The sequence below is a fragment of the Spirosoma pollinicola genome, assembly GCF_002831565.1.
GTDB classification, from domain to species: Bacteria; Bacteroidota; Bacteroidia; order Cytophagales; family Spirosomataceae; genus Spirosoma; species Spirosoma pollinicola.
Map to the genome: position 1 here is coordinate 742,014 of NZ_CP025096.1, position 21,847 is coordinate 763,860.

Here is a 21,847-nt window from a genome sequence, read left to right on the forward strand (position 1 = left end):
GATTAATGCCATAAATGAGTCAATCGGGTAATTGCTTTTCAAAATAGCCGTACAACCAGGTACCCGCCACAGCACTCAGTAGCGTAATCAGCACTACGAGATAGCCACTGCCAATTTGAGCAAATAAAGGCCCCGGACAAGCCCCGGTAATTGCCCAGCCAAGCCCAAAAAGCAACCCGCCGTAGATTTGCCCTTTATGGAATTTTTTCGGCGCAATCACAACCGTTTCTCCCTGCAAGGTTTTGATATTGAATCGCTTGATCATAAATATCGAGAGCATACCCACGGCGATTGCACTTCCGATAACCCCATACATATGAAAGGAATCGAAACGAAACATTTCCTGTATACGAAACCACGAAATGATTTCGGCCTTCACAAACACTACGCCAAAAGCTACGCCCACCAGCATGTATTTCAGGTTGCCTGACCAGCTTTCGGCTTTCTTCATTTCGTTGGGCGCGTCGCAAACAAACGGTTGTTCGTCCACCCCGGAATCTGATTTACCTGTTAAGTTTGACATAGATCAGACAAGTTTAAAAATGAGCGGAAGCAGCAGGTGCGTCATCACGAATCCACCAATCATGAAACAGATGGTAGCCAGTAGCGATGGCCATTGCAGATTCGATATTCCCATAATCGAGTGGCCCGATGTGCAACCGCCCGCCCAACGGGTACCAAATCCGACAAGGAAACCTCCGATCACGAAGAAAAACAATCCCTTACGTGTGAAAATATTGGCCGGAGCGAACAAATCAGCGGGCATCAGTCCTGAAAAATCCTGAATACCAAACGCTTTTAAGGCACTTACTGTAGCTGGAGCGACCTCGATTTGATTAGGGTTTTGCAGAAAATGAGTCGCCAGAAAACCCCCTAATAATATACCTGTCACAAAAAAAAGATTCCACGCTTCGCGCTTCCAGTTGTAATTAAAATAGGAGATATTCAGCGGCAGGCAAGCGGCACAGATATGCCGTAATGACGAAGAAATACCAAACGATTTATTACCGATCAGCAACAGCGTCGGTACGGTCAATCCAATAAGTGGTCCGGCAACATACCAGGGCCAGGGTTGACGGATGATTTCAAGAAAGGACATATAAAATTTTAGAACTGATTATCGGTTGGTTTTTTGGATACTGTGTTTTCTTTTTTGCTTTATCCAAAAGACTCGCTGATTGGTAAGTATATTAACTTTCAATGCTACCTCATCAGTTCCAAAATCAACTCACGGTACAGGGCTTTACCCATCATCAATAAAAACGATACAACGTCTTCACGTCTGTTTCGAGAATGAAGCGGCCAGATCGGCTACCAGATAGCCCATTAACATGCCGTAGGGAATCATGGTTTGCCAGTTGGATTTAATGGGGCAGGTTCCTGAAACACAGCCAATCTCTTTCCAATAGAAAAATGCGATAACGGCACCTGCCAGCGCCCCCAAAATACCCCACTTGTAATTACTTAACCTCTTCATAGTCAATTTCGTCTACACGAGAATCCTCTTTCATTTTCCCAATTTTAGGGCTGCATCCGCCAGCTCCACAACCGGTATTCAGGAGTACCTGCAGCACGAAAAAACCACCCAGCAACCCTATCAATGGCTGGTGGTTCATAAACGACTGATACAGTATAATACCGCCCATAAACAGGCGAAGAATACGCATAAAGCCCCAGGGTTCGAGTAATGCTTTCATAGGGTATATAAACAATTTTTTACTATCTCCTCATTGATGATTTTCATGTCCTGATTCCATAAGTAGAGATAAGTAGTGGGTAAAAGTAGCCTGCCTCAACATACCTTTCTGTGACTAAAGTTACAGAGGCTTCAGGCGTTAAAGCATTTCGATTTTGTTCCGCATGAGTTGAATTTTTCCCTCCTTCTCCAGTTGCTTGAGCAGCCGGGAAATAACTTCACGGGATGTTGCCATTTCCTGAGCAATCTCCTCGTGAGTAATTGTCAGTTTACGACACTGGCAACTTTCGACTTTCTTGTGCAGATAAGTCAATAAGCGCTCATCCAGCTTATGAAAGATGACCTCGTCAATAGTTGCCAGCAGGTTGTCGAATCGTTTTTGGTAGGTTTGAAAGACAAACTGTTTCCAGGACGAGAAACGGCATATCCATTCGTCAATCTTCTCAACCGGAATGGCAATGAGTTCTGTTTCTTCCTCAACCACGGCCGTAATTTCGCTCTGTTTACTCCCCAGACAGCAGGTTAGGGACATAGCACAGGTGTCGAGTTCTCCCAAATAATACAAGAGCGCTTCCCGACCTTCTTTATCAGGTCGCATAATTTTTACCGACCCATTCAGGATAAATGGCACAGATCGGATGTATTCACCGGGCCGAATCAAATAGGCACCCATCGGCACTTTCTTGTATTGCCCGTATTTGATCAGTTCATCCAACAGGGCTAATTCAAATTTTCCCGTCAGTATTTTTTGTAAATAATCGGTTGTGATGTTCACGGTGGTGTATTAAGAACAGAAAAGTGGATGTCTATAAATGGTTCCGCTGTCAGGCTACCATCGTTTCGGGTTAAATCGCGGTCGAAAGGACGATTCAGGTTATTACCCGCCAAGTCCTCCAACCTACTCTCAATTCGCAATATGTAGGTTCCTGACGTCCAGCCCCCGGCGGGTGTAAAGTTAGCCTTCCTTTCTTCATCTTGCAGTTGCCATTTACCTTTAACAACGCTCCCCTTTTCGGTAAATACATGCAGCGTTTCGGTCAACATACCATGATCAAAGGGCTCACCAAAGGATACGTCAAGCGGTTTTAGCCTGTTTAACGGAGCATGTACTTTCCATTTTACAGGCTTTGGCGACAGGCTATCCCTTGCAGTTGTCACGAATACTTTTGTTGTAGATTTCCTTAAAGTTGCCCCCTGTTGATCAGGCCAGGCGTCAGAAACAACAATCTGGTAGTGATTGCCCGCCTGTAAAGGAGTGCCAAGTTTTTTATTTGGCTGCAAATCGCGTTTGATTCGGCCAGGGTCCAGCCAGAGCGTAAGTATCGTACGTTCTGCATTCCAAAGTTCAGGCTGGAGATTCAAAAAGACGCCGGGCAGCGTATCAGCTTCATTTTTTACTAAGGAAACGTACTTCTGTGATTGCCCTTCCCGCATGGGTCGGGAAAAATACAGGTAGATCTTCAGTTGGTTTTCGGGTAGAGAATCCTGCAACGGATAGATGGCCAGCAATTCTGGTTTGTCATCAGCCTCAAGTGTCGGAATGCTCGTATCACCCACTCGTTTGCCGTTCAACCACACACTATACTGTAGCCCGCGCGTAAAAGGGATTAGTGGTGTGAAAATGACTTCGTCGCTTTCCTGCCGAAAGCTCCCCAGTATTGCCGTCTCTCTGTTGGCTAAACGAACCGAAAGCTGTTGACCCATAGAATTGGCCGAAATCGGGCCTAAAAGCTGACCGGGAATAGACAGGGCAACCGCTCGTTTTTCATGCCAACGAATTTTGATCCCCGTTTCCTCTGGCGATGAGCAGGCGACGGTTAGGAGGTAGACAAAAAAAATCAGGCCGTACGACGCGCACGACCTGATTTTTTCGAGCGATAGACTCTTATAGGTATCGGTCATTTGAAGTCCATAAATCTAAACTACCATCCGAGCGACGTTGTAACAAGACCATGCGGCTGTCGTCCAGTTTGTCAAGCTGAATTACGTTTGTCAGGGGCAAAGACACAAAATCCACACCAGCCGTAGCAAAGTTTTCTACTACGGGCGTCGTGAGCGAACCCTGATATGCTTCCAGATTCTTGAAGCGCACCTTGAAGACCGGGCGGCTTGAGTTCGACATGACCAGAAAGGATTCGTCTCCTTTCTTCATCGTGACCATGTCCAGCGGTTGGTTTCCACTTCCCATCTCGGCAACAGTCCGGCCTTTCACATGGCTTCCGGCTTTCAACTCATCGAGCGGGAACAATACCAATGGTGTGCAGGTATAGCTGGCCAACAGGTATTTTTTGCCGTTTATTACGGTTGTTGTAAAGGTCTTGATGGGGGCCATCGTTTCGTATTTGCCGTGGGCTGCATGGTAAATTTCGAGCGATGCCTGATCCTGAGCGTTCGTAAAGGGGAACGGAATACTCCGGAAAGTCGAGCCAAATTCCTGATTCGATAAGCCACTTACCATAACTTTTCCATTGGCATAGCCCATGTCGGAAATAGCCGCTATGCGTAAGGATTCACCCCGCCGATCTTTGGCGTCTTCAGCAGGCGCATTGGTCAGCGCGAGGGTCGAGAAGGGAATGGCATCCAGCGAAACAGCGGTAATTTTGTTCCCCTCAATTTTGAGTAAAACCGGGGTGCCATCACTATGTTGAACGGCGCAATAGACATTTTTCGATCTCGGATTTACCGCAATATCCTGAATCGTTATATTCTTAACCTCTGTTCCTAAAAGGGCCGCAATTTTCTGATCAATATTTTTGATCTCAACCGGTGCCGATTTTTCGACCTGTACGGCGTCTTTAGTATCAATGGCAAAAACCGTAGCGCTCAATCCATCGCCAATAAACAGAACTCCGTCAGGGCCGAACGTCAATGCATTTATGGATTTAATGGCGGGTTTCCCCGTAACAAACCCATACTGATTTTTAATGGGGCGGGTAGTTGTCGCCAGCAGAATAAGCCCGGCTAAAGCAACCGCGAGTATTGAATAAGCTTTTTTCATGTTTGTAAAAATTAGTGTTTCATGAATCCGTTGACTAGAGAGGCAATGTACACATAACCCCCTATTTTTCAATCTGTTTCGATCGGATTTTTAACTATCCCTGTACCGGCTAGCCATTTATTTACATATGGGCTGTAGGACTAAAAAACAATAAATCCCCTAACCGGATAATACATCAGTCAGGGGATTATAAATCGGTTGGTTAGTTACTTCTTTTCTGCTAATGCGGCATCCTGCCTGGTAAACTCGCCATTAACTTTAAGTTCGATCTCATCGCTGACAACCACAACCGGGATTGTACCCACGCTGAAGTCAGACCGCTTAATTGTACCGCTCGCTTTAAAACCAGCTTTTTCCTGTTCTTTACCACCCATACCTTTCATCGCTACCGGACCAGCCATAACAACATTCAGGGTAACTGGTTTCGTTACGCCGTGCATGGTCAAGTCGCCAACTAGTTTGTATTGCTTTCCTTCGACTTTTTTAAACGATGTGCTCTTGAATGTCAACGCTGGAAATTTGGCAGCATCAAAAAAATCAGGGCTTTTGAGGTGTCCATCCCGACGTTCGTTGTCAGTATTGATGCTGTTTACATCAGCAGAAAGTTCGAAAACTGCATCTGATAAATCCGCTTTGGACGAGGTGATTTTGGCATCGAATGTTTTGAAGTTACCATCAACATCCGACAGTAAATTGTGGGTAAGGGTAAACCCAACCCGCGAGTGGGCTTTGTCGACCGACCATGTCTGGGCGTAGGTTGCAGATAATGTGAACAGGCTTACAATGGCTACAAATAATGTTTTCATGCGTAAATAGATAGTTAAGTGAATGAAAAAGGAAACTGAATTAAACGGATTAAAAAGAAGGGTACGTATTAGACTAGTCTGCTGACCTAGTTCAATACATGGCTTACTAAACTTATCTTGGTCGGGCAGCCGGTGGCGCGGCCTGTTGATCGCCACCGCCCTCGCCTTTCACGTCGTCGTTACTCACCGACTTTGCCTTCCGACGCTGTTCTTCAAAAGTCATTTTACCGATGCGGTATGAGAATGTTAGTTTAACATTTGAGTTATACAGATGATTAACATTCACCTGCGTCAGCAACGGAGAGTTTAGGGTTGTGCGCATGGTTACACCATTCCCGGCGAAGTTCTCGGCCGCCAGGCCGATACTGCCGCGCTTATTGGCAATGTCTTTTCTAACTCCCACCGAGTACATGTAAAAACTCCCCATCGTGCCCTGTAACTGTGGATTTGGTCCCCGGAAGAAGCTGAATACCTGAGCGCTCCAGCCTTTATCCAACTGTAATTGGCTCATCAAACGTCCGCCTATGCTAACCCCGGAATTGCTGATCGTAATCGACTTGCCATCCGCGCCCGGCGTCAATCCCTGCATGTACATGTAGTAGCCATCAATACCTCCATTAACACTCCATTTCGATGTTATGCTGGTATTAAAGAACACATTGGCCCCAACTGTCCGCTGAATACCAATATTCTGGAAGGTTGTAATGATACTGCCCGATGGGAAGCCCGACAGTGTATCAGCAGGAATTCGGATCTGGCTGATGGCGTTATTGGTCAATCGGCCAAATACTGCCGCATTCAGGTAGGTTTTCTTGATGGTTGAGCTAATGCTCAGTTCCATATTATCGGTTAGTTCGGGGCTCAGTGTTGGATTCCCCACGTTGATATTCTGCGGGTTAGCCGCATTCGGGTTCGGGTTCAACTGTTGCAAACCCGGCCGTTGAATCCGGCGGTTGTAGGCAGCTTTCAGGGTGCTTTTGTTCAGCGTTTTTGACACGTTGATACTCGGCACCAGATTGCCATAATTCGGAATAGCCAACGGAGTTGTCTCATTTGCCTTAGCCGAAATGGTTGTTCGCTCATAGCGTGTACCCACCTTAAAGGTGAATTTACTTGGCGTTACGTAGGTATAGGATATATAGCCCGCAGCGATATTCTGGCTGTAGGCAAGTGATCCCGATGGATTCGTTGGATCGAAAACTAACTCTCCGGTGCTGCCCGCTACCTGATACTGATAATGGCTGTCCACCTGCCGCATGATGGCTTTCCCGCCAAATTCCAGCAATTGGTTTTTACGAAGGGGTGTCTGGTAATCGGTTTGAAACGTTAGTTCTTGGTTCGTGTTATTGTTCAGATTCCGCTGACGACCCGTCAATTCGCCTGTTTGCCCTAATATATCCGCATAAAAATTATTCGTCAATCCCGTACGGCTGAACTGCGTCGAGATACTCCACTCCTGTTGAGGCTTGAAGGTGCGGATATAATCGAGGTTCATATCGACCGAATTGGAAAGGTCTTTTCGATTCACATCCCGGTTGGTCATGCTCAACAGCGCTTCGTTGGCATAGGTATTGGTTAACTGCGTTTGCTGTTGAATGAAATTCCGGCTGCCGTACCGAATGTTGGCCGACAGCGACTGGTTTTTCGCCAGGTCGTAGTCGAACCCCATGGTGTACTGGCCAAAAATTGGCTTGTCGAAAGCTGTACCTATTTGGCTGGTACGCAGGGCAGTTGTTCCTGTCATTGTTGTTTGATCTAGCGTAGAGGAGGCTCGGTTGTACATGGCCCGTCCAAAACCACCAAGGGTAATGCCGAGTTTACCCTGCCGATACGATCCATTTAAACCCAGGTTGGAGGCACGAAGGCCAACGCCCGCATCGACGTTGAGTGTCAGGCCGTGCAGTGTATTTTTCTTGGTCACGATGTTGATAATACCGGCGGCACCTTCGGCGTCGTACTTGGCCGATGGGCTGGTGATCACCTCCACCGATTTAATCATGTCGGCGGGCAGTTGTTTCAGCGCGTCGGCTACGTTGGCCGCCACAATCGTAGACGGCTTGTTGTTAATCAACACCCGAATATTCTGGCTGCCCCGCAGGCTAACGTTCCCATCCAGATCGACCGACAGCATCGGCACGCGCTTCAGCACATCGGACGCATCGCCCCCTTTGGCTGTCATGTCTTTATCGGCGTTGAAAACGAGCCGATCAACTTTTTCCTCGATAAGCGCGGCCTGCCCCGTTACGGTCACTTCGCCCAGCAGCCGAATATCGGCCGGAATTTTGACCGAGCCCATATTCAGGTCGGTTCCCTTGACAACGGTGAACGGTTGTGAGTCTTTGTTTTTATAGCCAATAAATGAGTATTGAAGGCGAAAATCGCCCGGAGCCAGCTTACCCAGCGTGAAGTGCCCTTTAACATCGGTAGTCGTACCGTCGATGGGCTTATTGGTTTTCGTGCTGATAAGCGCAATGGTTGCAAACTCAACCGGTTTGCCGGTTGTTGAATCCACCAGAATACCGGAAACTTTGCCGTTTCCTTTTGGCGCATCTTCGGTAACACCCGTAAATTCAGCTTTTTTGCGTCCGTTGTCCTGCCCGCCAAAGCCACCTGGACCACCGGGACCACCACCAGGAGGGCCAAATTGAGCCGATGCAGTCTTGGTGTGTGTCAAACCACTCCAGAGCCCAATCGTGAGTAAAAGAAGTATAAATTGCTTAGTCATTGTCGGTTGTCATGCTAATGAACAGGTCAAAGCAACACCTATTCCAGTAGGCATAAAAATAGAATAGACCGTAGGGGTATAAACGTCGATAGAGAGCCCTTTTTTGCCGATAGAACCACAATCGTGTTAAGCGAAGGGGTTCCGACTCATTCTATCGACTGGATAATCCCCGCTATCGGCAAATTCGGGCTAACCGACGATTGACAGCCGAGATATCTGATATTTGATGTAAACTTGTCGTGTTTCAACTCAGTATGGCTACTCCCCGATTTCCACGCCGATATGTTACCCTACTCAGTCATGTACTTGGCTGGGGTTTGCTGGGCTATCTGCTTTTTTTCTTCCAGTCTTTCAGCAACGAAATCCGAATGCCCACTTTATTCTGGGTTCGGCAAAGTATTTTTTTTAGTATGATGGTAGGGATATTCTACCTGAATTCGCAGATTCTGGTGCCCAAATTGCTGCTACAGGATCAAACCAGCCGTTACCTGACTACCCTCCTCGGTGTCATTCTTTGTATACTGCTAATTCTATGGGGCATTGAAACCTCGCTCAACTTACCAATACTGATTCACAGGGCTTTTCATCCGGACGGTAAAGGTCAACCTAAATTTTATGGCTGGATTCAGCCGAATGTATTCACGATGCTGCTGGTATTGGGCATCAGCACTAGCCTTACACTGCTGCAGAAATGGCAGACTGATACCAATCTCCGGCTGGCGCTGGAACAAGCCAAAACGACCTCTGAACTGTCGTTTCTGAGAGCGCAGATCAATCCGCATTTCTTTTTCAATACACTGAATAACATCTATGCCCTTACGTTGCTCGACGTGGAGACGGCCCGTGAAGCCCTTCACCGGCTCTCTCGCATGATGCGCTACGTGCTTTATGATACCCAAACAAGTACAACTTTACTGAGCAAAGAACTGGCGTTTGTCAATGATTATATTCAGCTTATGCAACTGCGGTTAACAGACAAAGTTACTGTTACGCTCACCCCGCCCAACCCTCTGAACGACAGACCCATTGCCCCAATGATTCTGCTTCCTTTCGTAGAAAACGCCTTCAAACATGGGGTGAGTGCGCTGCATCCGAGCCAGATTCATATTGCTATTCAGCAACAGCAGAACCAGTTACTCCTCAATGTTCGGAATACCCTTTTTCTGGACAAAACGCCCTCTCTCGAAGCGGGAAACGGCATTGGACTAACGAACACCCGCCGACGGCTCGACCTGCTTTATCCTGGCCAGTATGCCCTACAAATCAATGAGCATACTGCCGATGGCGAATATCAGGTAAAACTAACCCTCGATCTGTCATGACACTTTCCTGCATTGCCGTCGATGATGAACCACTCGCATTGGGGCTGGTTTGTGCTTTTATCGATAAAACACCTTTCCTGAAGCTGGCTGGTCGATATAGCAGTGCTGTAGAGGCTTTACAGGGTTTGTTGTCTGGGCCTGCCGTTGATGTTATTTTTCTGGATATCCAGATGCCCGACCTTACGGGACTCGAACTGGCTCGTGTACTGGAACGGAGTAATCGGGGCGCACACACGACCCGCATTGTGTTCACAACGGCTTTCGATCAATTCGCCCTGGACGGTTTTCGCGTCGATGCCTTGGATTATTTATTAAAGCCTTTTAATTACGAAGAGTTTTTACGGGCAGCCAGTAAAGCGCGTCAGTATTTCGATCTGGTTCACCGGGTCGACAGTACACCGGTAGCAGTTCAGTTACCTGCCCCAGCCGAGGTCGTCGACGATTACTTATTTTTGAAAGTTGAGTACCAGTTAGTTCGCATTGCCTACAAGGATATTCTTTACATTGAGGGACTTAAAGATTACGTCAAACTCTATCGACAAAGCGACCCTGATAAGCCTCTGTTGTCGTTAACAAGCCTGAAATCCCTCGAAGAAAAATTACCATCCAATCAGTTTATGCGGGTACACCGATCGTTTATTGTCGCGTTGAACAGCATTAACGCCTTCACCCGTAACTCTGTGCAAATCAGGTCAGCCCTGATTCCCGTCAGTGACCAGTACAAGGATGTTTTTGGGCAGTTTATCAGCCGCTGGCTATAAGGATTAAAACCGCACTGGCTGATTTTTCGGTTTGGAACGATGTTTGCCCGTTGTATGCATTAGTTTACTTCCTTACACGAATCCGTCTATGAAACTTTTCCGTTATACGCTGTTGCTCTGTCTTTTAGGGCTTGGACAGGTATTCGCACAGTCGATCTATCAGGGGCCGCAGGCCGACGCTATATTTACAACAGCGACCGAAAAAGCATTTCTGACCGATTTCAACGCGAAATTCAAGACCGATTTTGACGCTACCGGTCAATATGCCAAACTCAATAACACAGGTCTGGACGCTTGGGAAATGAGCCTTTTCGACGCCCGAAAAGCGCAGTCTGCCTTTTTTGAAGGATATCCACAGGCTGATCAATTTTCTGAACAGTTTAAACAGTATATCCAAGCCTGCATCCGCTGGAATTTCTGGCATCTGCTGCTAGCCTACCCTATTCTTCGGGGCAATACACAAACTGCCCAGGCGAGCCTGATGTCGCTGCCGTCTGTTATGGTCGAGGAATTGAGTAGCCTTAATGTAAATGATGAATCGGCATTGCTGGCTGAGTCATACCAGAACTTCCTGTTTTTTTACGTTACCTACTTCAATTCTAAAGCCCGGAATTTTGTAAAATATACCCCAACCGACATCCAGGCCAGCCTGCCCGACAAAGCAGCTTACGCACGTCAACACCTGACAGGGAAACCTTATCAATATGCGCTGGCCAGGGTGCTGGCCGAAAACTGCGATAAGGCGCCCCCTTCTTCGGTTCGAAAAGTATTTGATTTATTGAGCAAAACGCCTGCTGCTGAAAGATATGTGACGGCTGTCAAAGCCCGTTGTGGTGAGGTGATGGCCCGCAAAGACGAACCCATTGTGGCAGCTGCTAAAAAGAGAGAAATTAGTCCTAATACTTTTTCCTTTGCTAATCAAAACGGAGACCAAATTACGTTCGATGACTTTAAAGGGAAAGTTGTGTACCTCGATGTATGGGCCAGTTGGTGTGGACCCTGCCGGGCCGAGTTTCCGTTTTCCAAACAGCTTCAGGAACGCCTGACAGCGAAACAAAAAGAGAAGATCGTTTTTCTGTACCTATCCATCGACGAGACTGAGGAAGTTTGGAAACGTGCCTTTGCGACACTTCAGCTAACGGGCGAGCAGGGCTGGTCGAAAGGGGGATGGCGATCCAGAGTCGTGCAATATTTTGGCATACAGGGCATACCCCGTTACCTGTTGATCAACAAAAACGGGAAAGTTGTTGATGAGAATGCCAAACGCCCCAGCCAGACAGATGCCGTCCTGCAGGATATACTAAAGCTGGTGGCTGAGTAACTAATAGAACACAAATGGAACACGGATTTTTATGATCCTTATGATTAAAAATGATCAAATCTAACTGTTATCATAAAGATCATAAAAACCCGTGTTCTTTTAGTGACGGTCCAACATCTGCATATATAATTCTTCGACCTGTTTACGAGCCCAATCGGTTTTGCGCAGAAACGTCAGGCTCGATTTAATACTGGGATTGCTCACGAAGCAATTAATCTTAATTTTCTGCCCCAACTGCTCCCATCCATAGTGATCAACCAGTTCGTTTAGGATCGTTTCGAGTGTTTTTCCGTGCAGTGGATTATTTGGTTGTGGGTTCATGCTACAAAAATCGGCAATAAAGCCATCGACTGTATTATACAATTGATAAGACTCTTGCATAAAACAACTCCGATCTGGCAAACATCCCCCAAAAAGAGGTGCTGAATATCACTGTATATTAATGACTTAGGCGGTTAGTGCCAGAACAAAATTTTGTTTAATGTGACATACCGGAAAAGTCCGCAGTCTAACCTATTAACGGGAAATTAAACTTTTTTTATTTTTTAATATGATTTGGCAACATACCACTAGCAACCGAAGTTATTATGTGTTAAATGCCAAATTGACAAAAGAATTGATCTAGTAAGTTGAACAAGTCCAGTAGATTTTTGCCATAAATACTCGGTGTGCATACTATCTTTGATTGTTTTTAGCACTCACTTGATCATCCTACCTACCGTAATAGCTGATATTTACTGATTATTATGCCTACTGCTGAACGCGAACGTATTTACGAACGAGCCGACAATAAAGGTTGGAAAAAATGGGGCCCTTACCTTTCCGACCGCGCCTGGGGCACTGTTCGGGAAGATTACAGTCCATATGGTGATGCCTGGAATTTCGTTAGCCACGATATGGCCCGTTCCCGCGCTTACCGCTGGGGTGATGAAGGTATCGGGGGCATTTCAGATAACAAAGGCCACATCTGTTTTGCCCTGGCTTTCTGGAATCACAAAGACAATATCCTGAAAGAGAGGCTCTTTGGCCTCAACGGACCCGAAGGCAATCATGGCGAAGACGTGAAAGAACTGTACTATTATTTAGACAGTACGCCCACGCACTCATACATGAAAATGCTGTATAAATACCCGCAGCAGGAATTTCCTTACAACCGGCTGGTTATCGAATCCACCCGAAGAGGACGGCAAGAACCCGAGTTTGAGTTGACTGATACGGGCATTTTTGACCAGGATGAATATTTCGACATATTCATCGAATATGCCAAAGACTCTCAAAACGATTGGCTGGTGAAGATTACGGCGCATAACCGTTCAGCCGTTGATGCTCCTTTGACTTTGCTGCCCACTATCTGGTTCCGCAATACCTGGTCCTGGGGCTATGAGCAATACAACTCCCGCCCCATGCTCAATGGGATTGCCAATAACCAGATAGAGGTGAACCACAAGCAGTTGGGTAAGTATAAGCTCTACTGTGAAGAGGCAGATGCACTGCTTTTCTGCGACAATGATACGAACTCCGAACGGCTGTATGGCAGGCCCAATGCGTCGAAATACACTAAAGACGGAATCAATAACTTCATTGTATCAGGTGGCAAAAAGGGCTTTATCAACCCGAATCAGATTGGCACCAAAGCCTCAGCCCAATATAGCCGGAATGTATCGGCGGGAGAGAGTGTAAGTATTCGGCTGCGGTTCAGTGAGCAAACTACCCTGTCGCAACCCTTCGCCGATTTTGACAAAATCTGGGACAATCGCCTTTCTGACGCCGATGCGTTTTATGCTGACCTACAAAAGAATGTGCTCGATGCCGAGTTACGGGCCATTCAGCGCCAGGCCTACGCGGGCATGCTTTGGAGCAAGCAGTTCTATTATTACAACGTAAATGAATGGCTGAAGGGCGACCCTAAAATGCCGGTGCCATTTCAGGGTCGTGTCTATGCGCGGAATGAAAACTGGCGGCATATGTATACGGCAAACATCCTGTCGATGCCTGACAAATGGGAGTACCCCTGGTTTGCGGCCTGGGATCTGGCGTTCCATACGCTGACGCTGGCACGGCTCGATGCGCACTTCGCCAAACGGCAGCTTGCGGTTATTTTACGTGAGTATTATATGCACCCAAATGGCCAGATTCCGGCTTACGAGTGGAATTTCAGCGACGTTAATCCGCCCGTTCATGCCTGGGCAACCTGGAAAGTATACGAAATAGATAAGGAGCAGAACGGCGTTGGCGATGTCAATTTCCTGGAACGGGTATTCCATAAACTGCTGCTGAACTTTACGTGGTGGGTAAACCGCAAAGACGTATCCGGCAACAACATCTTTGGTGGTGGCTTCCTCGGCCTTGATAATATCGGGGTATTCGACCGGAGTCAACCGCTGCCTATGGGTGGGCGCATTGAACAGGCTGACGGTACAGGCTGGATGGCCATGTACACGCTGAATATGCTGCGGATTGCGTGCGAGATTTCGCTCACGCGGCCTTCTTATCAGGATATGGCCAGCAAGTTCTTTGAGCACTTTTTGCACATTGCCTCGGCCATGAACAACCTTGGTAAGCAGAATATCAGCCTGTGGGACGAGGTAGACCAGTTCTACTATGATGTGCTGCACATGCCCGATCACAACGCCCGTTTGCTGAAAATTCGCTCGATGGTGGGTCTCATCCCACTTTTTGCCGTGGAGATTCTGGACGAATCACTGCTGTCGCAACTGCCTGATTTTAAACGCCGTGTTGAGTGGGTACTCACAAACCGCCCTGATCTGGCTTCGCTGGTTTCACGCTGGCACGAGCCGGGTAAAGGCGAAACACACCTGCTGAGCTTGCTGCGTGGCCACAGGATGAAAATGATTCTGAAACGTATGTTCGACGAAACCGAGTTTTTGTCGGATTACGGCATTCGAGCTTTATCGAAATACCACGAAAAAACGCCCTATCAGTTTGAGCTGAACAGCGAAATTTTTCAGGTTCGTTACGTAGCCGCCGAGTCGGAGATGAGTATGTTTGGGGGTAACTCAAACTGGCGCGGTCCAATCTGGTTTCCGGTCAACTTCCTGCTCATTGATTCTCTATTGAAGTTTTACCAATACTACGGCGATGATTTCGAGGTTGAATACCCAACCAACTCTGGTCAAATCATGAGCGTAAAAGAAGCCACATTGCTCGTTATTCAACGGCTTCTGAATATTTTCCAGCGTGACAAATCGGGGCGGGTTGCGGCTTTTGGTGCTGACAAAAAAATGCAGGACGACCCCCATTTCCAGGGGTTGTATCTCTTCTATGAATATTTCAACGGCGACAATGGCATGGGACTCGGTGCCAATCACCAAACAGGGTGGACGGGTCTGGTTGCCGATCTGATCGAGTATCTCTATAAATACTAAACCCAGCCGCAGGCGTTAGCGGCAGGTATTGAGAAGTAATAACAGGAAGCCGGACTCGTTAGTCCGGCTTCTTTTTTCTCTTTACATCGGCTAAATCTTTTAATAAAATAATGATGGGAGAAGTCCTATAAACAGCTATTACATGGTATTATGCCAGATAGTCGAAACCGTCCGTATGAGTTGAAAGGTCATCTGTTTTACATAATCGGCGGCATTCGCGATGGCGTCGTCTAAACTAGCCGGGCCAGGCATAATAGAAAATGCGCTGGTCAACCCTAAGGTAATTAACTCATCCGGTGTTAGTTGCAGCGATCCGCACAAAGCAATTACAGGGACGCGCTGCTCATTTGCCAGGCGTGTAATACCCGCAATAAGTTTACCCTGCAACGTCTGATTATCGATTCGCCCCTCCCCCGTTAGTACAAGATCGGCGCCAGCCATTTTTTCGGCAAGTTGGGTATGCTTGATTAACAGGTTCACACCTTCGGTCAGGTGGGCATTTAAGAACAAAACGGTTCCGGCACCTAATCCCCCCGCAGCTCCGGCACCGGGCATCATGGCCAGATTGAGGCCAAATTGTTTATGAATCAACTCAGCCAAATGCGTCATTCCTGCATCCAGAACGGGCAAATCGTCAGGTTTTGCTCCTTTTTGTGGCCCATAAATAAACGTTGCACCCTGTTGGCCAACTAGCGGGTTCGTAACATCACAGGCGACGTCAACCACGCCAGCCCAGGGAGACTCAGGCGGCAGTATGGACCGAATGTCCGATAAATTTCCGCCACACGGGCGCATTTCCCGGTCCGATTCGTCCATAAACCGCCAGCCCAACGCAGCCGCCATGCCCGTTCCGGCATCGTTGGTAGCACTGCCGCCAATACCAAGAACAATATGATTAACACCCTGATTTATTGCCTGTTGCATCAACTCACCAGTACCAAATGTATTGGTCTGAAACGGATTATAATCTGATGGATGAAGGAGCCGCAATCCCGATGCCTGCGCCATTTCGATATAAGCCGTTGTCCCGTCGCCCGAAATTCCATAACCCGCGTCAACCGGTCGACCAATCGGATCCTGAACGGTAGTGGTATACCAATTTCCTCCTGTAACCTGTGTTAACACTTCGGCGGTACCTTCTCCCCCATCCGCCATCGGCACCGCGATCACCTCTGCCGTTGGGTTTGCCAACCGGATGCCTTCGGTCATGGCGGCACACACTACCGAAGCCGTCAACGAACCTTTAAATTTATCAGGAGCCAGTAAAATCTTCATCGGTAAAAAATTGTGTCTATTTGGGTAAGTGAGTAAGTTGTCAGCGAATTAGATTTACTGCCATCTCTCTTCCTATGACCCTACTGAAAGCTGCCATCATTGGCGGGGGCAATATTGCCGATAATAACCACATTCCTGCACTAATCCAGTTGACGGAACAAGTAAAGCTTGTAGCGGTGTGCAGTCGCGATTTGACGAAAGCCCGCGCTCTAGCCGACAAACATGATATTGCACATGCATTTGACAGCACCAGCGAAATGTACCATCAATGTACACCCGATCTGGTTATTATCTGCACGCCCAATAACCTGCATTACCCGCAAACGATGGAAGCGCTGAACCATAACTGCCACGTTTTCTGCGAAAAACCACCGGCTATATCCGCCCAAAACGCCCGCGACATGTCAACGCTGGCCGCTCAAAAGGGCTTGACGTTAGCTTATAATTTTCAACTCCGGCAAACGAGCGAGTGGAGTTTACTAACACGCTGCCAGAGTGATGGTCTTTTAGGCAACATTTACCATATAAAAGCCCATTTTCTTCGTCGGCGGGGCATTCCGGGATGGGGATACTTTACTGACAAGGGCATGCAGGGTGGTGGGGCATTAATGGACCTGGGAGTTCATGTGCTCGATCTGGCTCTGTGCGCACTGGGCTATCCTGCACCCGATCAGGTAATTGGCAATACGTATGATTTTATTGGCAAAACCGGCGGTAAAGGACTGATGGGTGCGTGGAATCCGGAAGCGTTTGGGGTTGAAGATGCCGCGATGGCTTATCTGACCTTTCCGAATAAAGCATCAATCATGCTCTCGGCATCCTTTGCGCTGAATACACAGGTCGATAAAGACCGGAATCTGGAAATCTTTGGCAGCAAAGGAGGTGTCAAACTTTTCCCTTTTTCCTTGCACACAGAACTGGCAGGTGAATTAGCCGATGTTCAATTCCCGTATCTGGAGGAAGTCGACATACAACTGAAAAATACCTCGGCTTTTCTGGACGCCTGTCAGGGCAAACCATCGAACGTGTGTACCGCCGAGCAAGGAGCGATTTTACAGGAAATTGTTGAGCGAATTTATCAATCGGCAGAAAAGTAAGCTGCTATAAATGGCTTAATGTAGCGTGTAGTGCGGTTGGCCACCCGCGCTACACGCTACAAAATCTAAACCACTAATTTTGCTGAACGAAGCCACTCGGGCTTGGTGGTCACAACGTTGGCTTTCAGTTCGTTCAGCATAGCGTAGAGTCCGTAATAGGTGCGGTTTACATATAAACCATCCTGCGAACCCCGCGCTACTTTTGAGTTTTTCAGCTCCTGCACATTTGCTAGTCCTTCAGCAAATGCATAAACCCGACTAAAGTAACTATCATCGCCAAAGTCGAATGATTCAACGGCAAACGGCTCAGCAAGCATCCGGGTCATGTCAATGAACAAGTCGGAGAAAAACTTGCGTTCTTTCGGCGAATCGGCATCGGTCAGGAATTCCAGATTCTCGAAAATTTCTTCGGTCAGGACAGCGTCTTCCAGCGTATCGGGGTTAACAAGCCGGAAATAATTATCATAATAAAAATCAGGAATGACTTTTACACAGCCAAAGTCAATTACGCCCATGGTGCCATCGGCCCGCATCAGGAAGTTGCCCGGATGTGGATCGGCGTGAACTTGCCGGAGGGTATGAATCTGAAAATCATAGAAGTCCCATAGGGCTTGTCCAATCAGGTTTCGAACCTCCTGTGAGGGGTTCGTTTTCATGAACTCTTTCAGGTGCATACCTTCGAGCCAGTCCATTGTCAGGATACGTTTCGACGATAACTCCGGATAATATTTCGGGAATACAAGGCCAGGAATGTGCGCACAAGCTTCCGAAATTTCGATGGACCTCTTTAGTTCGAGATCATAGTCGGTTTCTTCCAGTAACTTCGATTCCACCTCGCCCATGTAGCGATCAATGTCACGCTCGTTGAGCTTCAACAGACGAACAGCCAATGGTTTGGCAATTTTCAAGTCCGAACTCACGGCATCGGCTACGCCCGGATACTGTACTTTAACGGCCAGCTTTTTCCCGTCTTTATAGGCCTGATGCACCTGGCCAATACTCGCAGCATTGACGGCCTCGATAGTAAACGAATCGAACAACTGCGAAGGTGTTTTACCGAAATACGTTTTGAAGGTCTTGACAACCAGCGGACCCGACAACGGTGGTGCTGAATACTGCGCCATTGTGAACTTATCGGAGTAGGCTATCGGTAACAAGCCCCTGTCCATACTGAGCATCTGGGCCATTTTCAAGGCAGAACCCTTTAATTCGCTCAATGCATCATAAATATCGGCGGCATTATCCTTGTGGAGTTCATCTCTCGACAAATTCGGATCAAGTAATTTCTTGCTGTAATGCTTGATGTAATTACCCCCAACTTTTACCCCAGCCTTCATGAACTGACTGGCACGCGCAACTTTACCTGTTGGAACGGATGTTTGAATCTTCATTTGTGATGAGTGATTGAGTGAATAGTGATTGAGTAAATAGCTCGCAAAAATCAATTGCTATTCGTTCAACCACAGCGACAGCGAACCGCAACTTCGCCTACTTATTTTGATACATGAATTTGGCGAAATCAAATAGGGTATCCAGCGGGGAACGACCGATGAGATCGAAGGCCGTGTTTACTGATTTTTCAATTGCAGAGTCAGTTTTCTCGAAATTTTTACTCACGTCACGTACCCAGAAATCAAGCAAATAGAGTGTTTGTCCCCACAATGCATTCGGGTAACGGTCGGTTATAAACGGGCGGGGTTCAACTTCTTTACTCTCCCGGCCTTCGGCCAGCAAATCGCGGGCATAATCAAAAAACTCGTCCTTGAAGGCAGTTAAAACAGGTATTTGAGGAGTCATTGCCCGCAAGCCTTTCCCCCGACTATCTGCCTTGAATCGTCCATAACTGTAGACCACAAAACTGCGTTGGGATTTGAGTAACTCGATCCAGGTGTAATAGAAGGCCAATAACTTTTCCCGAACTGAGTAACTCTGATACGTTTCATCGGCATCAACGGTGGCTTTGGCGTCTGTAAAAAACGTCAGCCATATATCAGCTTCAATAGCATCGAATGATGTGTAGTGGGTGTAGAAGTCAGCCTCGGCTATTTTCAGTTTCTTGGCAAACTGGAACACTGAGGTGGGTTGTTTACCGTTTTCAAGTACGTACTCCGTGTACGCTTTGCGAATTTTTTCGAGCATTTCCATACACAAAGACAACGGCAGGTGTAACAAAAAAGTTTAAGGTCTTTACACATCTAAAAGCCCGATAACTTCCTGTATTTTTGTCTTACTTAAGCGATCAATAAAAAAATTAAACTGAGTACAAACAACTGTTTTACTGTAACTGTCATGAATAAACTAACAATGTGGTTCTGTTGTCTTTGCCTGCTCATCAGCATTCATAGTTTTGGCCAATACGGTGGCATGGGTGGTGGCGGTTATGGTGGAATGGGCGGCCGTCGAATGGGTGGCGGTATGGGACAAAACATGCCGAGTACCCCTACAAAAGCATCCATACCGAACATAGCCGGTGATATGGCCCAAAAAGAAACCAAATGGCTTAAAGAAAATCTGGAGTTAACAAAAGAACAGGCTAAAGCGGTGAAACAGCTCAACAACGAGTATGCCAGCCAGCAACAGGATGCCGTGAAGGATATTATCGGTACGGGTGGTGGCCGCCCATCGCCCGAGACGATCAAACAGGTGAAAGACGTGATGTTGATGTTTAACGAAGAAAAAGAAGAAAAGCTAAAGCCAATTCTTACGCCTGAACAATGGACACTGTATCAATCCAAAAAGGGGGATATGCAAAAAGAAATTGGTGGCTGGCGCCCCCTGGCACCGAAGACAGATTCGCTGACTAAGGCGGTCAATTAGTCCTGATAATTGCCAGGAGGGATCGCTTCAGTCGATTAGTATTTCAGTTCCACGATAAATTTTCGGTCATGGTTTAAGTCCCGATACTGAGCTTTTACGTAGATGTAGTTGTACGAATGTGCTTATGATTAAGCCATCCTAACTCTCATCTAGCCCGTTATGCTCATGAAACGCTTATGCACTGTCTTCTTTTTACTGGTAATTGGATCAATTGCCAGTCTGGCTCAGCCAGCCCGCAACACCGCTCAGGCTATTCAATACATTAAATTAGCGAATACACTTAGGGCCGTCGACAAATCAGATGAGTCGATAAGCCTCCTTAAACGGGCTATGCCAGCCGTTAAATCGTCCAATTTGTATTGGGAAGCTGTCACGAACGAAATGCTGGGGCTCTCTTACAGCGATTTGCGCGACAGCACCACGGCCCTGCACTATTTGGAGATAGCCCGCGATCAATATTTAAAGCTCAAATTTGTGGCCAGTGCCTGGGGCGTAAACGAGGTAGCTCGAAGCCTGGCCAACAAAAATTTGTATGCGGGTATACAAATCGGCACGTCGTCCATCAAACTCGCTATTCTTAAAACGCAGTACGAAACAGATTTCTACGAGAAAGAAATCAAATCGACGGTCGACATTGCCAATCCATCGGTTACCTTGTTCGCTGATGCATCCGGGTCGTTTCGGCCGAGTCAGGACGCCTTGAAAGTATGCCTGGATTCGATTCAACGCTACAATATTCCCAACGAACGTGTCTTTATCGTACTGAGTAATGACGTTCGGGAGGAGCTTGCCCGCAACCCGGAGAATAGCAAGAGGCTATACGATCAACTGGCAAGGGTGCTGCCCAACAGCAATCTTAAAATCGATACAACATTAACCGCCAGCCGGGAGGCTGAGTTGTTCACGATTGGCGCTATTCCCCGTAAAGTCTGGCCCACAACCTCGGCGCTGGACATCGGCAACAATAGTACGCTGGGTGGTTATTTTGATCCAGGTACCGGTCCGAACAACAAAACGTTTCATGGTATAGATATACCTGTTGGCCTTAACTCGCTGGTTAGCCAGATCGAGAATAAGCGCTCACTTAACATGGATGCGTTCAAGCGGGAAGCACAGCGGGTTATCAAATCCATTGCAGACAGCGAACTTCCTGCCCGGGTTGGTACCAGCAATCAGGGACTTCAACAACGCAAAACAGTGGGTGTGGGTGGCGACATAGCCTGGGCCCTCGTAACGTACTTACACCCTGAGCGGGCGGGTGTAACTGCCGTAGCTATCACAATGGATGATGTAGAACGCTTTAAAAAGATGGCATTAAGTGATTACAGGGAACTCACAAAACCCAGCTTGAATGCCATAGCAAACCCCGCAATTCGGGCTCACGCTGAACAGGATATTGCTACAATTCAGAATCAACTAAATGAGAAACAGCTCATTGCTGGAGCCTTGTGGCTTGAATCGATTATGAAAGCCTATACATCCTCGGCTTCGCCAAAACGTTTTGTGTTTGTTCGAAATGCGGATGTTGGCTGGGTAACCGGTAAGTTTCTGGAAACTATCAATTTTGAGTACGAATCAACGATTGCCAAAGGTTCTTTATATACACGGTAAAAACATACATAAGGATCGATACAACAACAGCC

General features: G+C 47.3%; 20 protein-coding genes. 7 read left to right on the forward strand and 13 right to left on the reverse strand.

The window, feature by feature from the left end; genetic code table 11:
* Positions 1-19: 19 nt before the first annotated feature.
* The 9 genes from CWM47_RS03130 to CWM47_RS03170 form a co-directional block, all read right to left on the reverse strand.
* Positions 20-523, reverse strand: coding sequence for a DUF6691 family protein (locus tag CWM47_RS03130; RefSeq protein WP_100986318.1), 504 nt, complete (start codon positions 521-523; stop codon positions 20-22).
* Between the two features lie 3 nt (positions 524-526).
* Positions 527-1,099, reverse strand: a complete 573-nt coding sequence (locus tag CWM47_RS03135) for a YeeE/YedE family protein (protein WP_100986319.1) — start codon at positions 1,097-1,099, stop codon at positions 527-529.
* A gap of 177 nt (positions 1,100-1,276) precedes the next feature.
* Positions 1,277-1,477, reverse strand: coding sequence for a DUF6132 family protein (locus CWM47_RS03140; protein WP_100986320.1), 201 nt, complete (start codon positions 1,475-1,477; stop codon positions 1,277-1,279).
* Positions 1,461-1,697, reverse strand: a complete 237-nt coding sequence (locus CWM47_RS03145; protein WP_100986321.1) for a hypothetical protein — start codon at positions 1,695-1,697, stop codon at positions 1,461-1,463. Before CWM47_RS03145 ends, CWM47_RS03140 begins: the two co-directional genes overlap by 17 nt.
* A gap of 138 nt (positions 1,698-1,835) precedes the next feature.
* Complete coding sequence (locus CWM47_RS03150; RefSeq protein WP_100986322.1) at positions 1,836-2,471, reverse strand: Crp/Fnr family transcriptional regulator; 636 nt, start codon at positions 2,469-2,471, stop codon at positions 1,836-1,838.
* Entirely contained in the window at positions 2,468-3,598 is a 1,131-nt protein-coding gene (locus tag CWM47_RS03155; RefSeq protein ID WP_240625685.1) for an Ig-like domain-containing protein, read from the reverse strand. The genes CWM47_RS03150 and CWM47_RS03155 overlap by 4 nt, the downstream gene beginning before the upstream one ends.
* The gene (locus CWM47_RS03160; RefSeq protein WP_100986323.1) at positions 3,582-4,694 is read right to left on the reverse strand and encodes a hypothetical protein; all 1,113 of its coding nucleotides are present in this window, start codon (positions 4,692-4,694) and stop codon (positions 3,582-3,584) included. The genes CWM47_RS03155 and CWM47_RS03160 overlap by 17 nt, the downstream gene beginning before the upstream one ends.
* Positions 4,695-4,900: 206 nt before the next feature.
* A complete protein-coding gene (locus CWM47_RS03165) occupies positions 4,901-5,500 on the reverse strand; it encodes a YceI family protein (protein ID WP_100986324.1) in 600 nt (199 codons plus the stop codon).
* 112 nt (positions 5,501-5,612) lie between these two features.
* Positions 5,613-8,225: an outer membrane beta-barrel protein gene (locus CWM47_RS03170; protein ID WP_100986325.1), complete on the reverse strand. Its 2,613-nt coding sequence runs from the start codon at positions 8,223-8,225 to the stop codon at positions 5,613-5,615.
* Between the two features lie 254 nt (positions 8,226-8,479).
* Between CWM47_RS03170 and CWM47_RS03175 the strand changes: the two genes are divergently transcribed.
* The 3 genes from CWM47_RS03175 (at position 8,480) to CWM47_RS03185 (ending at position 11,629) form a co-directional block, all read left to right on the forward strand.
* Positions 8,480-9,547 carry a sensor histidine kinase gene (locus tag CWM47_RS03175; RefSeq protein WP_100986326.1) on the forward strand — a complete coding sequence of 356 codons (1,068 nt, stop codon included), beginning with the start codon at positions 8,480-8,482 and terminating at the stop codon, positions 9,545-9,547.
* Positions 9,544-10,308: a LytR/AlgR family response regulator transcription factor gene (locus tag CWM47_RS03180; protein WP_100986327.1), complete on the forward strand. Its 765-nt coding sequence runs from the start codon at positions 9,544-9,546 to the stop codon at positions 10,306-10,308. Before CWM47_RS03175 ends, CWM47_RS03180 begins: the two co-directional genes overlap by 4 nt.
* 88 nt (positions 10,309-10,396) lie before the next feature.
* Positions 10,397-11,629 carry a TlpA family protein disulfide reductase gene (locus tag CWM47_RS03185; RefSeq protein ID WP_100986328.1) on the forward strand — a complete coding sequence of 411 codons (1,233 nt, stop codon included), beginning with the start codon at positions 10,397-10,399 and terminating at the stop codon, positions 11,627-11,629.
* 99 nt (positions 11,630-11,728) lie between these two features.
* On the opposite strand, the gene CWM47_RS03190 is transcribed toward CWM47_RS03185, so the two are convergent.
* Positions 11,729-11,950 carry a VF530 family protein gene (locus CWM47_RS03190; RefSeq protein WP_100993713.1) on the reverse strand — a complete coding sequence of 74 codons (222 nt, stop codon included), beginning with the start codon at positions 11,948-11,950 and terminating at the stop codon, positions 11,729-11,731.
* A 425-nt stretch (positions 11,951-12,375) separates the two neighbouring features.
* On the opposite strand from CWM47_RS03190, the gene CWM47_RS03195 reads away from it, so the two are divergent.
* Positions 12,376-15,015: an MGH1-like glycoside hydrolase domain-containing protein gene (locus CWM47_RS03195; protein ID WP_100986329.1), complete on the forward strand. Its 2,640-nt coding sequence runs from the start codon at positions 12,376-12,378 to the stop codon at positions 15,013-15,015.
* Positions 15,016-15,153: 138 nt separating this feature from the next.
* On the opposite strand, the gene CWM47_RS03200 is transcribed toward CWM47_RS03195, so the two are convergent.
* On the reverse strand, positions 15,154-16,290 hold the full coding sequence (locus CWM47_RS03200) for a glycerate kinase (protein WP_100986330.1): 1,137 nt from the start codon (positions 16,288-16,290) through the stop codon (positions 15,154-15,156).
* A 74-nt stretch (positions 16,291-16,364) separates the two neighbouring features.
* On the opposite strand from CWM47_RS03200, the gene CWM47_RS03205 reads away from it, so the two are divergent.
* Positions 16,365-17,387: a Gfo/Idh/MocA family protein gene (locus tag CWM47_RS03205; RefSeq protein WP_100986331.1), complete on the forward strand. Its 1,023-nt coding sequence runs from the start codon at positions 16,365-16,367 to the stop codon at positions 17,385-17,387.
* 65 nt (positions 17,388-17,452) lie between these two features.
* Here CWM47_RS03205 and CWM47_RS03210 read toward each other — a convergent pair whose 3' ends face one another.
* Together CWM47_RS03210 and CWM47_RS03215 are read right to left on the reverse strand one after the other, a co-directional pair.
* Entirely contained in the window at positions 17,453-18,778 is a 1,326-nt protein-coding gene (locus CWM47_RS03210) for an ABC1 kinase family protein (RefSeq protein WP_100986332.1), read from the reverse strand.
* A 97-nt stretch (positions 18,779-18,875) separates the two neighbouring features.
* Positions 18,876-19,532, reverse strand: a complete 657-nt coding sequence (locus tag CWM47_RS03215; RefSeq protein ID WP_100986333.1) for a TetR/AcrR family transcriptional regulator — start codon at positions 19,530-19,532, stop codon at positions 18,876-18,878.
* Positions 19,533-19,676: 144 nt separating this feature from the next.
* Here CWM47_RS03215 and CWM47_RS03220 point away from each other — a divergent pair, with 144 nt between their 5' ends.
* Together CWM47_RS03220 and CWM47_RS03225 are read left to right on the forward strand one after the other, a co-directional pair.
* A complete protein-coding gene (locus CWM47_RS03220) occupies positions 19,677-20,204 on the forward strand; it encodes a hypothetical protein (RefSeq protein WP_100986334.1) in 528 nt (175 codons plus the stop codon).
* A gap of 165 nt (positions 20,205-20,369) precedes the next feature.
* Positions 20,370-21,815, forward strand: coding sequence for a hypothetical protein (locus tag CWM47_RS03225; RefSeq protein ID WP_100993714.1), 1,446 nt, complete (start codon positions 20,370-20,372; stop codon positions 21,813-21,815).
* Positions 21,816-21,847: the final 32 nt, after the last annotated feature.